Here is a 13,370-nt window from a genome sequence, read left to right on the forward strand (position 1 = left end):
GGCGATCAATGAATTTACGTATAGGTGTTATCGGAACCGGTGCTATCGGAAAAGAGCACATCAACCGCATCACAAATAAGCTGTCCGGAGCGGAAATTACCGCTGTCACAGATGTGAATCAGGAGGCCGCGCAGCAGACCGTTCAGGATTTCAATTTGAACGCCTCCGTTTATCCTGATGACGACAGCCTCCTCGCTGCTGAAAATGTGGATGCCGTCTTAGTGACAAGCTGGGGCCCGGCTCACGAGTCCAGCGTTTTGAAAGCGATTCAGCACGGCAAGCACGTGTTTTGTGAAAAGCCGCTTGCGACAACGGCAGAAGGCTGTATGCGCATTGTCGAGGAAGAAATGAAGACGGGAAAACGATTGGTGCAGGTAGGTTTTATGCGCAGATATGACAGCGGTTACGTTCAGCTGAAAGAAGCGATCGACAACCGCGTGGTCGGCGAGCCGCTGATGATTCACTGTGCGCACCGCAACCCGACAGTCGCATCGAATTATTCAACGGACATGGCCGTCGTCGATACGCTCGTTCATGAAATTGATGTCCTCCACTGGCTCGTCAATGACGACTATGAATCCGTACAGGTCATCTATCCGAAGAAATCAAAAAATGCGCTGCCGCATCTGAAAGATCCGCAGATGGTCATCATTGAAACAAAAGGCGGCATCGTCATCAATGCCGAAATCTACGTGAACTGTAAATACGGCTATGACATTCAATGTGAGATCGTCGGGGAAGTTGGCGTCATCAAGCTTCCGGAACCGTCAAGCATCAGCTTGAGAAAAGAAGGGACATTCAGCACCGATATCCTGATGGATTGGCAGCGCCGATTTGTGGCTGCGTATGATGTGGAAATTCAAGACTTCATTGATTCGATCCGGAAAAAAGGCGAAGTCAGCGGTCCGACGGCATGGGACGGTTATATTGCCGCGGTGACAACTGACGCGTGCGTAAAAGCTCAGGAATCCGGGCAGAAAGAGCCTGTGGCGCTGCAAGAGAAACCGGCATTCTACCAATCATTTACGACTGTGAACAAATAATAGATCGGGAGTGAAAGAAATGAAACTGGCCTTAGATCCATCCATGTACCGTGATGATTTAACGTTAGAGGAAATGGTCTATAAAACGGCGGAGCTCGGATATGAATATATCGAATTGTCCCCGCGCGAGGATTTTTGTCCTTTCTACAAATATCCGAAAGTCGATTCAGCAAAAATCAAACAATTGAAGCGCCTTTTAAAGGATACAGGTGTGAAGCTGTCCTCTCTTCTTCCGCTTTACCACTGGGCGGGTCCTGATGAAGACCGCCGACAGGCCGCCGTGCGCAACTGGAAACGGGCGATCGAAATTGCGGTTGAACTTGAAGTGGATTTGATGAACAGTGAATTCAGCGGTTCAAAATATGATCCTTTGACAAGTGAAGAAAAATTTATCAAATCCATGGATGAACTGCTGCCCGTTTTTGAAAAAGAAGGCGTTAAACTCAATCTTCAGGCTCACCCATACGATTTTATCGAAACGCACAAAGGCGCGATGGATATGATCCGCGCGCTTGACAAGGATTGGATCAATCTTGTCTACTCGACTGCGCATACGTTCTTCTATGATGACGGAAAAGGCGATATTGCGACCATGTTTGATGAAGCCGGCGACCGCCTTACACATGTTTTATTTGCAGATACTTTTAATCATAAAGCGGCGCACGGCCTGCGTTACATCGTCAACCCGCCTGATGCGAAAGTAACGGTTCACCAGCATTTGGACATCGGTCAAGGCGAGGTTGATTTTGAGACGATTTTCAGAAAGATGAGAGAGATGAAATTCGACGGAATTGCGACGAACGCCGTTTTTGCTTGGGTCGGCGAAAGAGCGGATGAATCAAGCCGGACCACGCTTAAGAAATTAAAGGAAGAACTGGGTATGGCATAAGCTGAGTACGGAGTTCGGCGGAGCGGGGCAAAAAAGCCCTCCAGCCGGACTCCCTTCATATCGAAAACGCGGATGGGAGAGGCTGACATGAAACTTTGCTTTAATGAAGCGACTACGCTGGAGAATTCAAACCTGAAACAGGATTTAGAACTGTGCGAAAAGCACGGCTATGATTATATTGAAATCCGCACAATGGATAAGCTGCCGGAATACTTAAAAGACCATTCACTGGCCGATCTGGCGGAATATTTTCGAACCCATCACATTAAACCGCTTGCCCTGAACGCACTGGTTTTCTTCAACAACCGTGATGAGAAGGGCTATAGGGAGATCATTTCGGAATTCAAAAGCATGATGGAAACCTGCAGAACGCTCGGCGTGAAATATGTGGTGGCCGTGCCGCTTGTGACAGAGCGGAAAATCTTGAAAGAAGAGATCAAAAAGAGCAGCATAGAGGTGCTGACTGAGCTTTCGGACATCGCGGAGCCGTACGGCGTAAACATTGCCCTTGAATTTGTCGGCCACCCGCAATGTACGGTCAATACATTTGAACAGGCGTATGACATCGTGAACGCTGTCGGCCGCGATAATGTCGGACTGGTGTTTGACAGCTTCCATTTCCACGCGATGGGCTCCAATATTGAGAGTTTGAAGCAGGCGGACGGAAAGAAAATTTTCATCTATCATATCGACGATACAGAGGACTTCCCGATCGGCTTTTTAACGGATGAAGACCGCGTCTGGCCTGGACAGGGTGCGATTGACTTAGACGCCCATCTGTCAGCGTTAAAAGAAATCGGATTCAATGATGTTGTCTCCGTAGAGCTGTTCAGACCTGAATATTATAAGCTGACTGCGGAGGAAACGATCAAAACGGCAAAGGAAACAACGGAAGCCGTCGTATCAAAATACTTCATGAAGGAGGCGTGAACATGGCTTTTGTCACCATGAAACATCTTCTTGCAGAAGCGAAACGGGAGCATTATGCAGTCGGCCAATTTAATATCAACGGCCTCCAATGGACGAAGGCGATTCTGCAAGCCGCGCAAAAGGAGCAATCGCCGGTCATCGCCGCGGCTTCCGATCGTCTGGTCGACTATTTAGGCGGATTTAAAACGATTTCCGCCATGGTCGGCGCGTTAATGGAAGAAATGGCGATTACCGTTCCCGTCGTGCTCCATCTTGATCACGGAAGCAGTGCGGAACGCTGCAGACAGGCCATTGACGCCGGATTCAGCTCAGTGATGATTGACGGCTCCCATCATCCGATTGATGAGAACATCGCGATGACAAAAGAAGTCGCCGATTATGCCGCTAAGCACGGCGTGTCAGTAGAAGCAGAAGTCGGCACGGTCGGCGGCATGGAAGACGGGCTGGTCGGCGGAGTCCGCTATGCCGATGTCGCCGAATGTGAGCGGATCGTCAAAGAAACCAATATCGACGCGCTAGCCGCCGCCCTCGGCTCCGTCCACGGCAAATATCAGGGCGAGCCGAATCTCGGATTTAAGGAAATGGAGGAAATCTCCCGCATGACTGATATTCCTCTCGTTCTTCACGGAGCATCCGGGATTCCGCAGGATCAGGTCAAAAAAGCCATCACGCTCGGCCACGCGAAAATCAATATCAACACGGAATGTATGGTAGCCTGGACAGACGAAACACGCCGCATGTTTCAGGAAAACGGAGATCTGTACGAACCGCGCGGCTACATGACACCCGGCATTGAAGCCGTGGAAGAGACAGTGCGAAGCAAAATGAGAGAGTTCGGATCAGCCGGTAAAGCCGTAAAACAGCAGGTCGGCTGATGAAAAGCACTCACAACATCGTGAGTGCTTTCGTCTTTCCGTTTATTTCCTTCTTGCGTTTCACCAAAGTATCACAATCAAATCAACCTGTTCAACCTTTACAGGCCCTTTCAATCCAAGCGAATTGTATACAGCTTGCCCCCTCGTTTACTATAGTTATGAAAACTAGAATTCGTTATTATCCTTTTCTTTATCGATGATGTCGGTAACTTTCTTTTTTGTTGAAATAATCTATAAGTCATAAGTTTATACCGCATATACCCTACGTAAGGTCTCGTTTAGTAAAACTTCTTATTCCGTAAACCAGGAGACCGAGACACGTTATTACCATAATTGAGTAAAACAGGAAATTTGATTGAATCGGTGATTCATCTTCGGGTGACATTGCTAACATAGGCTGTGTCCATGGATATACTTGACCTAATGGTGTACTGGCAATAATAATGGCCGGTAATGTAAAAACAATGCTAACAGCGAGTGGTATGCCAAATGTTTTAGACCTGATTGAAACAATAAGCTGCAATAAAATTAATGGTAAACAAGCTAAGATCCCTCTAATTCCATAACCTAGAATTGTAAGTAAAGGAAGACTCCCGCTTATGCCTAACATATAACCGAATCCAATAAATAAGAGGATTAAAATGGACATACTAATGAATATCATGCGGACCACTGTCAGAAACTTTCCCAGAAAGATATCTGAGTGTTTGACTGGTAAGGCTAGAAGCTGTTTCCAACCGCCTCCTGCATGTTCCCCCCTGCAAACAAGGGCGGCGAAAATTCCCACTACGATAGGCAATACAAAAGGGCCCATAAATAAGGCAACTTGTGTCCAAGCCTCTACCCAGGGATTGTCTCCGGGATTCATAAAAAGGTTATAGTTTTTAATAAAGTTAGTGTATGCCAGGGATACACCTAACAAAGGCCCTAATAAGTAGATGATCCATAACTTTGATCGCTTAAGCTTTAAACGTTCTACAAATAAAATGTTTTTCAAGTATTTCGCCTCCTTTTTACAAAGCATCCCGTTTAGCAAAATGAATAGAGCCTAGAAATAATATAATTATCCCTAAGAAAAGGCTAATGCAAAGGTAAGATGAAAGATCTGGGTTATATCCTATACCTTCATACTGCAGAATGACTGTCGAAGATTGACTAGGATAAGCCAGCGGAAACCATCTCGTTGATTGAGCAGCTGCCAAAAACAAACCCATTATAGATGATACTGATCCTACAAGAATTGAGAATGCTTGGTTGCTAAACACCATAGATAACCATATCTGGAATGCCATTATAGGCAGTACTGTAACTAACATGCTGTAACTATCTCCAAACAAAAGTCCCCAAGGTACACTACCTTCGAATCCTACCAGTTTGCCCAGCAGTACCATGCCGAGCAAGAAGATTGTTGACGAAATAAATAAACTGACTACTAAGCAAATAAATTTACTTACATAAATTCGCATTCTAGATACAGGAAAAGAAAGGGTTTGCTTCCATCCGTTTGCTTGATGCTCTATATTTGCTATTATTGACGCAGAAAGTGTGGCGGCTAATGGAAAACCCAGACCAAATAACAAACTGTTATCATACAGTAAATACATCCACATTGATCCAGCATGGAACATTTCAGCTTGTTTTTCCACGTATTCAGATCGATAAGTAAGATTTACCAACTCATATGCTATAATGAGTAAGGGAACCAATAAGACTACAATCAATAACGACGAACGTTTCAGTTTTAATTGATCTGCCCATAATAACTTTTTCATAGACTTCCCTCTGTACCGGTTAATTCTAAAAAAATATCCTCAAGTGATCGTGTCTTTTCTTCAAGTCGAAATACAGACAGCCCTGAATGAAGAAGTATGGAATTGATTTCTGAAACAAATTCCGGTTCTGTTTGAGACAGCCACAAATAATTTTTTTGTAAATCAACCTTTAATCCTTTCCTGTTTAGTATTGTTTTTGCTTCGATTACGTCACTAACACCGACTTTTAATAGTGGTTTTCGTTTTTGATGTAAACTTGCAATCGAGTCCTGAAAAATCATCCTTCCATTGTTGATAATTCCCACTTGAGTAGCCATTTGGTCTATTTCACTCAATAAGTGGCTGGATACAATAACACTCATTCCCGATTTAGGCAATTCTTTAATTAGCTCTCTTATTTCTTGGATACCGGATGGATCTAAACCGTTTGTCGGTTCATCCAGAATTAATAAATCAGGACTGCTTAACAGGGCAACTGCAATTCCCAAACGTTGTTTCATTCCAAGGGAATACTCCTTAGTCAGTCGATTTGCTACTTTAGATAACCTTACAGTTTCCAATACTTCATTGACCCGTTGTTCCGGAAGTCCTCGTAACCTCCTAACAGCTTCTAAGTTTTCGTAACCTGTTAAATTACCATAATAAGTTGGAGATTCTACCAGTGACCCGATTCTTTGCAATATCTGCAAACGATTCTCGTTTAGGTTTTGGCCAAAGATTTCGATGTTTCCTTTTGTTGGTTTAATTAAACCTAATAACATTCGGATGGTTGTTGTTTTACCAGCACCATTCGGTCCAAGAAAACCATAAATTTCGCCACGCCTAATCCTTAAGTTTAATCCATCAACAGAAGTATGCTTTTTATACTTTTTAGTCAGATCGTGTGTTACCACTATTTGATCATTCATTTGTCTCTCACCTCACTTTTATCATAAGCGATGTTCTTTAAACACAAACGAAACTCTTCCTAAACATTCACTTAACGACATCCATGGTTTATTGACTGCATATAGTAAAATTGATTATTTGATAAGAATATTCTGAAATCTAAACAAAAGCTAAATTCTTTCCTTTTCCAACTCTTATGTATTCGATTTCATTTAAAATGAGAAAAAAAGGAGGGTAACTTATGACGTTAGAAGAGAACAAAATCCTCATGGTGGATGATGACGAACATATCTTAAACTTATTAATAACTTGCTTTGAAAAGGAAGGTTTCAGCAATATTTCCACAGCTATGACAGGGAGCGAAACCCTTCTGAAAATCGATCAGGAACTTCCAAATATTATTTTATTAGATGTCATGCTTCCGGACACTGATGGCTTCACCTTATGCAGCAAAATACGCTCGCATACAAATGTGCCGATACTCTTCTTAACGGCAAAAACAACAGATTTAGATAAATTGCAAGGGTTTAGTTTTGGGGGAGATGACTATATTACTAAACCATTTAATCCACTAGAAATTGTAGCTCGTGTAAAAGCCCAATTAAAGAGAACGACTCAACTCTCTTCTTCTTACCCTCTAAAACAGGTATACGATTATGAATATTTTAAAATAGATCCCAATACCGGAAGACTTGTTGTTAACGGGACAAGAATAGATTGCCCTGCTCAGGAAATGAAACTTCTGATTTATTTCTGTGAACATCCCAATCAAATTTTAAGTAAACACCAAATTTATAAAGATGTGTGGGGGGAGTTTTATGGCGGAGATAGTACTGTAATGGTACATGTAAGACGATTACGTGAAAAATTAGAGGAAGACCCGAGCAGACCTAGATGGATTAAAACGGTTCGAGGACAGGGCTATATATTTGAAGCAGAGCCTATAGATGAGGATTTATTTTGAAGCTGAGAAATAGGATAGCATTTTACTTCGTATCGAGACTTTTTTTACTCATGTTTATTTGGGGTGTGCTCATTGTGGGCAGTATCATATTTTTCAGCCTCGTCTTAGGTCAGAATAAAATGGAAACGCCGCACTTATCCTTAAAAAAAATTGTTGACCAAACAGTTGTTGCAGATAAACAATTTTCAATAAATACGAAAGCAAAAGAAGATTTATTAGAGAACCGGATGTGGATTCAAATTTTAGATGAACAAGGAGATGAGGTTTTTTCTTTTAATAAACCTCAAAATATACCTAAGCATTATATTCTTGGAGAGTTAATATCAGATTACATGTATCCTGCCAAAAAAGGTTATCAATTATCTACGTGGTACGAAACGAAAAACAATCAGGATTTAACATGGGTATTGGGAAAGCCGATGGAAAAAAATAACCCTTTTTTCTATTGGGTGAATAACTTGTGGATTGTTTCTATTATTATGGCAGGGATTGTCATTGCAATATTTTACGGAAAAAAACTAGGTGCTCCCCTGCTGTTTATTGTATCTTGGATTGAGAATTTGTCTAAAGAAAAATATGAAGAACCTTATGATTGGAAGTTTCATTCAAGCAAATATAGACATAATAAATCTGGATATAAGACCTATCAAGAATTAATGCAGGCTCTGTCTGAACTTACCTCAACGCTTCAAAGGAATAAGGCTGAGCGAGAATTATTGGAAAAGACACGAGAAGAGTGGATGGCCGGTGTCTCACATGATTTAAAAACCCCTCTTTCGGTTATTAAGGGATATACGGTTCTTTTATCTTCAAATGAATATGAGTGGGAAAATCAGCAAGTGCGTGATTTTTCCTTAATAATGGAAGAACGTGTCGAATATATGGAAAAGCTGATTGAAGATTTCAACTTAACTTTTCAATTGAAAAATGAGTCGCTTCCAATCCATCTTGAAGAAAAAAACGTAGTGAAAGTAATTCATGACACTTTAGAAAAAATGAAGCTGCTACCGGAGTCAGAAAATAAGAGATTCGCTTTAGAATCCAGTCACAATAAGATACTTTTTAATATGGATGAAAGGTACCTAAAGCGCGCAGTTGAAAACTTGATTGCTAATTGTATTAAACATAATCCTCCGGGCACTAAAATAAAGGTCATATTATATCATGACGTGTTACATGACAATGAAATACAAATTATAATAGAAGACGATGGGATAGGAATGGACGAAGAGACGGTTGAATGTTTATTTGATCGGTATTTCAGAGGGATAAGCGCTTCGTCAAATAACTCAGGGACTGGATTAGGAATGGCTATTGCTCAACAAATTATCAAGGCACATGGGGGAAATATTGATATATATAGTCAGCCGGGAGTTGGCACAAGATTTAAAATTACCTTTCCGAGTCCGCCATCTAAGTATAACAATGTCAATTAGAAATAATCGATCTTACATTGAGAAAGGGAGAAGCGGGTCTTTTATAAAGGCCCGCTTTCTCATGTTGCAGAGAACCGATGAAAGCATTATGATGGGGGCATCAAATAATGAGGGCTCCGAAAAGCCGTATCCTTTTGGAGGATGGTTGCATGAATAAAATCATGATTGTGGAAGATAGTGAAGACATTCGCGGACTATTGCAGAATTACCTTGAAAAATACGGATATCAAACAGTGGCCGCCGTGGATTTCACGGCTGTTCTTGATGTTTTTTTGCGGGAAAAGCCTGATGTGGTGCTGCTTGATATCAATCTGCCGTCTTATGACGGCTATTATTGGTGCCGCCAGATCCGCCAGCATTCTACAAGCCCGATCATTTTCATCTCTGCCAGAAGCGGCGAAATGGATCAGGTGATGGCGATTGAAAACGGCGGAGATGATTATATCGAAAAACCGTTTTCTTATGATATTGTGCTGGCGAAAATCAAAAGCCAGATCCGCAGGGCATACGGAGAGTACGCCGCCAAGCAGGGAGAGAAAGTGGTTGAATATGCCGGTGTGCAGCTATTTGTGGAACGGTTTGAACTGCGCTTTCAGGACGAAAAAAGCGAGCTTTCTAAGAAAGAAAGCAAGCTTTTGGAAGTGCTGCTGGAGCGGGGAGAAAAGGTGACGAGTCGGGACCGTCTCATGGAAAAGACGTGGGACACCGACGTTTTCGTCGATGATAATACGCTTAACGTGTATATCACGCGGCTCAGAAAAAAACTGCGGGAGCTGAATGCGCCTGTTTCCATTGAATCGGTGCGGGGCGAAGGCTACCAGCTGAGGGCGCTGTCATGAAGCTGTTTCTCCGGTCTCATGCCGTGCTGATTCTGCTTTTTCTCCTTCAAGGGCTGTTTGTCTTCTTTTATTACTGGTTTGCGGGTCTTCATTCTTTTTCCCACCTGTTTTACATATTGGGCGTGCAGCTTCTTATTTTGGCGGGTTATCTTGCCTATCGCTGGTACAAAGACCGCGGCGTGTATCATTGGCTCAGCTCGGAGCAGGAAGGGACGGACATCCCGTATCTCGGTTCTTCGGTGTTCTGTTCAGAGCTGTATGAAAAGCAGATGGAGCTGATCCGGCTGCAGCACCAGAAGCTCCATGAGACCGAAGCCAAGCTTGACGCGCGGGTGACGTATATGAACCAATGGGTGCACCAAGTAAAGACGCCGCTGTCGGTCATTAATTTAATCATTCAGGAAGAAGATGAGCCCGTCTTTGAACAAATCAAAAAAGAGGTTCGGCAGATTGAATTCGGGCTGGAGACGCTTCTTTATTCATCAAGGCTCGACCTGTTTGAGCGGGATTTTAAAGTCGAAGCGGTTTCCTTATCAGAGCTTCTCCAATCGGTTATTCAAAGTTATAAACGATTTTTTATTCAATACCGCGTTTATCCGAAAATGGACATTCGCGATGATCATCAGATTTACACCGATGCGAAATGGCTCAAATTTGCGATCGGCCAAGTGGTCACAAATGCGGTCAAATATTCGGCAGGCAAGAGTGACAGACTTGAGCTGAATGTCTTCCGCGATGAAGACAGGACGGTGCTTGAAGTCAAAGATTACGGTGTTGGCATTCCCTCGCAAGATATCAAGCGGGTGTTTGACCCTTATTACACCGGCGAAAACGGGCGGCGTTTCCAAGAATCTACGGGGATCGGCCTCCATCTCGTCAAAGAAATTACGGGCAAGCTCAATCATACGGTGGACATCAGCTCGTCCCCCGGTGAAGGGACATCGGTCCGATTTTCATTTCTTACAAAAATGTAAGGCTGCGTTAAGAAAACAACATAGCTCGTTTTGTTTCCCCTTGATAACATGGATTTACGTCAAGGGGATTTTTATGTTAAATGCCCCGGCACTACATGAAAGCAGCCCAGACCAACAAGAATAAAACCATAAGGAGGATTTTCATGGCGAATATGCTTGAAGTCAAACATATAAATAAAACCTATAAAGGACAAGTGTCCTATCAAGCTTTAAAACAAATTTCGTTTTCAATAGAAGAAGGCGGGTTCACGGCGGTGATGGGACCGTCCGGCTCCGGAAAAACAACGCTTTTGAATATCATTTCAACGATCGACCGGCCGGATTCAGGCGATATCCTGATTCACGGAGAAAACCCGCACCGCCTGAAGCGGACAAAGCTCGCTCATTTCCGCCGCAAGCAGCTCGGATTTGTGTTTCAGGATTTCAACCTTCTGGACACACTGACAATCGGTGAAAATATCATGCTTCCGTTAACGCTTGAAAAAGAAGCGCCGTCTGTCATGGAAGAAAAACTGCACGGCATCGCGGCAAAGCTCGGAATCGAAGACCTGCTCAACAAACGGACGTTTGAAGTATCCGGCGGACAGCGCCAGCGGGCCGCCATCGCAAGAGCGGTCATTCATAAGCCGTCACTCATTCTGGCCGATGAACCGACGGGAAACCTTGATTCCAAAGCGTCAAAAGACGTCATGGAAACGATGCAGAGCCTGAATCAGGATGATCATATCACGGCTTTGATGGTGACCCATGATCCGGTTGCGGCAAGCTACTGCCGCCGCGTCATCTTTATAAAAGACGGCGAACTGTTTAATGAGATTTACCGCGGGGAAAACCGCCAAGTATTTTATGAACAGATTCTTGATGTGCTGTCTATGCTGGGGGGAAACGCAAATGACCTTTCTTCAGTTCGCTTATAAAAACGTCACGAGAAACAAAAGGGCCTATCTTGCTTTCTTTTTAAGCAGCGCTTTTTCCGTTTTGATTTTCTTTACCTTTGCGATGTTCCTGTTTCATCCGGCACTAAAGGAAGGCTACCTGAATAACATCGCCAGAAAAGGCTTAACCGCCGCGGAATGGATGATCTTTGTTTTTTCTTTCTTATTTGTTCTGTATTCGGTTAACGCATTTTTGAAATCGAGAAATAAAGAATTCGGTATCCTGCTGATGCAGGGTATTACGCCGGGGCAGCTGAGAAAGCTCATTACGGCGGAAAACATGATCATCGGCGTCATGTCGATCGCAGCCGGGATTATCGGAGGATTCATTTTTTCGAAAACGTTCTTTACGGTCGGCGCTTATATTTTAGAAATGGACGCGCTGCCTCTGTACATGCCTTGGAAAGCGCTCGGCATTACGGCCGGCGGATTTCTGCTCTTATTTTTCCTTTTATCGCAGTTCACGATCCTTTTTGTCAGATCAAATACGGTGATCAAATTAATAAAGGGCACTGACAAGATCAAGCCGGAGCCGAAGCCGTCCGTGCTTCTGTCCTTATTCGGCATCGCCTGTCTTTGCGGCGGGTACGGCATGGTTCTGAAAGGCAATGTCCACGGGACTCAACCGTTCATCATTTTACTGCTTACCGTCATCGGCACGTATTTCTTTTTCAGCCAAAGCAGCATCTGGATTCTGCGCGCGCTGAAGAAGTGGAAAACCTTTTATCTGCGCGGGAAAAATGTCATTTGGGTTTCTGACCTTGTTTATCGTTTAAAAGACAACGCCCGCCTGTTCTTTATCGTCAGCATTATTTCCGCGGTTGCGTTTACTGCGACAGGCGTGCTCGCAATGTACAAATCGACCGTCGGGGCGGAAGAGTCCGCCTATGAGATGGAGTATGTATCTTTCAGCAATAATTCAAAAGAAAAGACTCATTTGAAAGATATTGACCATGAACTGAAAACACACGGCTTTACGTATAAGAAAGACAAAATAAATGTTTCCTATGTCCGCTATCAGGAAGGAGATACTGTTCCGCCTATTTACATGATCAGCAAATCGGATGTATCAAAATACTTCCATGTCAAGCTGAGCGGCCTGAAACATGATGAGGCTGTCTATTTCCCGGGCACGTATGACCGCAATTTCAAAAACGAAGCGCCGGATCAGCTGAAGCTGCTGAACCAAAAAGGCAAGCCGTCTGACCAAAAACTGACGGTAAAAGAAGTCAAAAAACCGCTGATCTCATTGAATGCTATCATCGCGGTGAACGATCAAACCTTTGATCAGCTCAAATCACTCGGTGATAAAGCGTCATTATACGGCTACAGCTACGATCATTGGAAAGACAGTCTTGGGTTCAGCCAATCTCTGAAAGATGAAATCTACGGCAACTATATCGACGTGCATTCTGATTTTATGTCAAAAGCCGGGACGTACTATGATACGGTGCAGCTGCCGAGCCTGAGTTTATTCATCGGCCTGTTTATCGCCATCGTCTTCTTTGTCGCGGCAGCAAGTTTCTTATATTTCAGGCTGTTCACCGATTTAGATGAGGACCGGGAGCGCTACCGTTCACTGGCCAAAATCGGCCTGAGTGAGCGTGAAATGGCACAAAGCGTGACGATACAATTGGCAATTCTTTTCTTCTTTCCATTTGTCATTGCCGTCATGCATACGCTGTTTGCCTTGAGAACATTGGCTGTGGAAGGCTATTCCGATGTAGCGGGGCCGCTCAGTCTGACCATCGGAGGGTTTTTCATCTTTCAGCTTCTGTTCTTCCTCGCGGTGCGGACAAGCTATTTGAAAAAAATGAACAAGTAA

The 13,370-nt window shown here is 43.6% G+C and carries 13 protein-coding genes; 10 read left to right on the top strand and 3 right to left on the bottom strand.

Annotated elements, in window-relative coordinates:
• Positions 1-8 precede the first annotated feature (8 nt).
• From K3G25_RS11065 to fba, 4 genes are all read left to right on the top strand, one after another.
• Positions 9-1,043: a bifunctional inositol 2-dehydrogenase/D-chiro-inositol 1-dehydrogenase gene (locus K3G25_RS11065; protein ID WP_029972983.1), complete on the top strand. Its 1,035-nt coding sequence runs from the start codon at positions 9-11 to the stop codon at positions 1,041-1,043.
• A gap of 19 nt (positions 1,044-1,062) precedes the next feature.
• Positions 1,063-1,932: a sugar phosphate isomerase/epimerase family protein gene (locus K3G25_RS11070; RefSeq protein WP_007407833.1), complete on the top strand. Its 870-nt coding sequence runs from the start codon at positions 1,063-1,065 to the stop codon at positions 1,930-1,932.
• Positions 1,933-2,019: 87 nt separating this feature from the next.
• Positions 2,020-2,862, top strand: a complete 843-nt coding sequence (gene iolI, locus K3G25_RS11075; protein WP_007407832.1) for a 2-keto-myo-inositol isomerase — start codon at positions 2,020-2,022, stop codon at positions 2,860-2,862.
• 2 nt (positions 2,863-2,864) lie between these two features.
• A complete protein-coding gene (gene fba / locus K3G25_RS11080; protein ID WP_029972982.1) occupies positions 2,865-3,737 on the top strand; it encodes a class II fructose-1,6-bisphosphate aldolase in 873 nt (290 codons plus the stop codon).
• 262 nt (positions 3,738-3,999) lie between these two features.
• On the opposite strand, the gene K3G25_RS11085 is transcribed toward fba, so the two are convergent.
• From K3G25_RS11085 to K3G25_RS11095, 3 genes are read right to left on the bottom strand one after another with little or no spacing between them, the layout of a single operon-like run.
• The gene (locus tag K3G25_RS11085) at positions 4,000-4,734 is read right to left on the bottom strand and encodes an ABC transporter permease (RefSeq protein ID WP_021494674.1); all 735 of its coding nucleotides are present in this window, start codon (positions 4,732-4,734) and stop codon (positions 4,000-4,002) included.
• Positions 4,735-4,750: 16 nt separating this feature from the next.
• Entirely contained in the window at positions 4,751-5,509 is a 759-nt protein-coding gene (locus tag K3G25_RS11090; protein WP_007614844.1) for an ABC transporter permease, read from the bottom strand.
• Positions 5,506-6,417, bottom strand: a complete 912-nt coding sequence (locus K3G25_RS11095; protein ID WP_232489302.1) for an ABC transporter ATP-binding protein — start codon at positions 6,415-6,417, stop codon at positions 5,506-5,508. The genes K3G25_RS11090 and K3G25_RS11095 overlap by 4 nt, the downstream gene beginning before the upstream one ends.
• Positions 6,418-6,638: 221 nt before the next feature.
• Between K3G25_RS11095 and K3G25_RS11100 the strand changes: the two genes are divergently transcribed.
• The 6 genes from K3G25_RS11100 to yxdM all read left to right on the top strand — a co-directional run bounded on the left by K3G25_RS11100 (position 6,639) and on the right by yxdM (position 13,370).
• On the top strand, positions 6,639-7,361 hold the full coding sequence (locus K3G25_RS11100) for a response regulator transcription factor (RefSeq protein WP_014419282.1): 723 nt from the start codon (positions 6,639-6,641) through the stop codon (positions 7,359-7,361).
• Complete coding sequence (locus K3G25_RS11105) at positions 7,358-8,797, top strand: sensor histidine kinase (RefSeq protein ID WP_021494676.1); 1,440 nt, start codon at positions 7,358-7,360, stop codon at positions 8,795-8,797. Before K3G25_RS11100 ends, K3G25_RS11105 begins: the two co-directional genes overlap by 4 nt.
• 149 nt (positions 8,798-8,946) lie before the next feature.
• Positions 8,947-9,636 carry a two-component system response regulator YxdJ gene (gene yxdJ, locus K3G25_RS11110; protein ID WP_029972978.1) on the top strand — a complete coding sequence of 230 codons (690 nt, stop codon included), beginning with the start codon at positions 8,947-8,949 and terminating at the stop codon, positions 9,634-9,636.
• Positions 9,633-10,610 (top strand): two-component system sensor histidine kinase YxdK, encoded by a 978-nt coding sequence (gene yxdK, locus K3G25_RS11115; protein WP_021494678.1) that lies wholly within the window; start codon positions 9,633-9,635, stop codon positions 10,608-10,610. The genes yxdJ and yxdK overlap by 4 nt, the downstream gene beginning before the upstream one ends.
• Before the next feature lie 143 nt (positions 10,611-10,753).
• Positions 10,754-11,527, top strand: coding sequence for an ABC transporter ATP-binding protein YxdL (gene yxdL, locus K3G25_RS11120; RefSeq protein WP_007614823.1), 774 nt, complete (start codon positions 10,754-10,756; stop codon positions 11,525-11,527).
• Positions 11,502-13,370 (top strand): ABC transporter permease YxdM, encoded by a 1,869-nt coding sequence (yxdM, locus tag K3G25_RS11125; protein WP_022554001.1) that lies wholly within the window; start codon positions 11,502-11,504, stop codon positions 13,368-13,370. The genes yxdL and yxdM overlap by 26 nt, the downstream gene beginning before the upstream one ends.

This window comes from Bacillus sp. FCW2 (genome assembly GCF_021228595.1).
Lineage (GTDB): Bacteria > Bacillota > Bacilli > Bacillales > Bacillaceae > Bacillus > Bacillus velezensis.

Excerpts from the sequence above, each read along its gene's own strand:
- K3G25_RS11095 (WP_232489302.1), bottom strand. The coding sequence starts at position 6,417 with ATGAATGATCAAATAGTGGTAACACACGATCTGACTAAAAAGTATAAA.
- yxdL (WP_007614823.1), top strand. The coding sequence starts at position 10,754 with ATGGCGAATATGCTTGAAGTCAAACATATAAATAAAACCTATAAAGGA.
- yxdJ (WP_029972978.1), top strand. The coding sequence starts at position 8,947 with ATGAATAAAATCATGATTGTGGAAGATAGTGAAGACATTCGCGGACTA.
- yxdM (WP_022554001.1), top strand. The coding sequence starts at position 11,502 with ATGACCTTTCTTCAGTTCGCTTATAAAAACGTCACGAGAAACAAAAGG.
- K3G25_RS11100 (WP_014419282.1), top strand. The coding sequence starts at position 6,639 with ATGACGTTAGAAGAGAACAAAATCCTCATGGTGGATGATGACGAACAT.
- fba (WP_029972982.1), top strand. The coding sequence starts at position 2,865 with ATGGCTTTTGTCACCATGAAACATCTTCTTGCAGAAGCGAAACGGGAG.
- yxdK (WP_021494678.1), top strand. The coding sequence starts at position 9,633 with ATGAAGCTGTTTCTCCGGTCTCATGCCGTGCTGATTCTGCTTTTTCTC.
- K3G25_RS11065 (WP_029972983.1), top strand. The coding sequence starts at position 9 with ATGAATTTACGTATAGGTGTTATCGGAACCGGTGCTATCGGAAAAGAG.
- iolI (WP_007407832.1), top strand. The coding sequence starts at position 2,020 with ATGAAACTTTGCTTTAATGAAGCGACTACGCTGGAGAATTCAAACCTG.
- K3G25_RS11070 (WP_007407833.1), top strand. The coding sequence starts at position 1,063 with ATGAAACTGGCCTTAGATCCATCCATGTACCGTGATGATTTAACGTTA.
- K3G25_RS11090 (WP_007614844.1), bottom strand. The coding sequence starts at position 5,509 with ATGAAAAAGTTATTATGGGCAGATCAATTAAAACTGAAACGTTCGTCG.